Origin of the sequence: Paracidovorax sp. MALMAid1276, assembly GCF_049198005.1 — a bacterium.
Lineage (GTDB): Bacteria > Pseudomonadota > Gammaproteobacteria > Burkholderiales > Burkholderiaceae_C > Acidovorax.
Genome location: NZ_JBMIRS010000208.1, coordinates 1 through 1,077, shown reverse-complemented (window position 1 = coordinate 1,077; position 1,077 = coordinate 1). Strand labels below are relative to the sequence as shown.

Here is a 1,077-nt window from a genome sequence, read left to right as displayed (position 1 = left end):
GGTTGGCGCTCTGGCTTCGACAGGCTCAGCCCGAACGGGGGAGGGTGTGGGGCGGCAGGCTCTGGACGTGGGGCATGGAGCGGTCGGTCAGGGCACCGGGCGTGCAGTTCATGCGCGGATGTCCGCGCCCCGTTGGGCCAGTTCGGCGCGCAGCACCGAGCGGTGGCAGCGGGCCTCGTGCTCGCAGTAGCAGCCCAGCGACATGGCGCTGTGGTGCGACAGCGCGGCCAGCAGGTCCAGCGTGCGGCTGGCCTCCGGCTGGGCCAGTTCCTTGCGGAACCGTTTGGCGAAGGCCTGCCACGCCTTGTCGCCTTCTGGGCCGGTGGGCACCTGCTGGCCCTGGGCCATGAGGTCGGGCGTGGGCGAGAGCAGGGGGCACCACACGTCGTAGTAGTCGCGGCTGGCGAACTCGGCCTTGGGCACGCCGCGCGGCGGGCGGCGCACGGTGCCGATGCGCGTGCCTTCCCCGGCGGCGCGCGGGGTGCCAAGGCGGACGATGCGAAGGGGCATGGTGGTGGGTTCCGGGTGATGGCTCAGGTTTCAGTCGTCGGCTTCGAAGATGCTGTGCTTCTTGGCAGCGCGGGTCTTGCCGGGGGTTTTGGGCTGGGCGGCCTTCTGGGCCGCAGCGGGCGCCTTGGCCTTGCGGGGCGATGCCTTGGCCCGGGGGTTGAAAGCCAGGGCTTCGTCGATCCAGTGGTTCCACTGCGCGCGGGTGGCGTATCCGTTGGGCTCCACCCAGAAGTAGCCCTGCATGCCGCCGCCGGGGGAGAGTTCGCGGGTGTTCTGCGTCTCCTGCAGCTCGCCGTGGCGCTCGGGCGGCAGGCGCACCAGCAGGTCTTCGCCCTTGATGCCGATGCACAGCTTGCCGTCCACAAAGAAGCAGTAGCAGCCGAACATGGTCCGCTCGTCCACGTCGCTGCGGTGCGCGAGCGCGCTGCGCACGGCGTCGATCAGGTGCAGGGTTTCGTCGGAGAGGGGGCGGGCGGGCATGGTTTCTGGTTCAAATGGCGCTGGCTGGATACCTGTCTCAGATGGCCGTCACTCCCTCTCCCCTCGTGGGAGAGGGCCGGGGAGAGG

The 1,077-nt window shown here is 70.3% G+C and carries 2 protein-coding genes; both read right to left on the bottom strand.

The genetic code is table 11. From position 1 onward, the window contains the following. Positions 1–108: 108 nt before the first annotated feature. On the bottom strand, positions 109–510 hold the full coding sequence (locus tag ACOQFS_RS16825) for a DUF488 domain-containing protein (RefSeq protein ID WP_421563973.1): 402 nt from the start codon (positions 508–510) through the stop codon (positions 109–111). Between the two features lie 30 nt (positions 511–540). Then, positions 541–990, bottom strand: a complete 450-nt coding sequence (locus ACOQFS_RS16820) for a TfoX/Sxy family protein (RefSeq protein WP_421563972.1) — start codon at positions 988–990, stop codon at positions 541–543. Positions 991–1,077 lie beyond the last annotated feature (87 nt).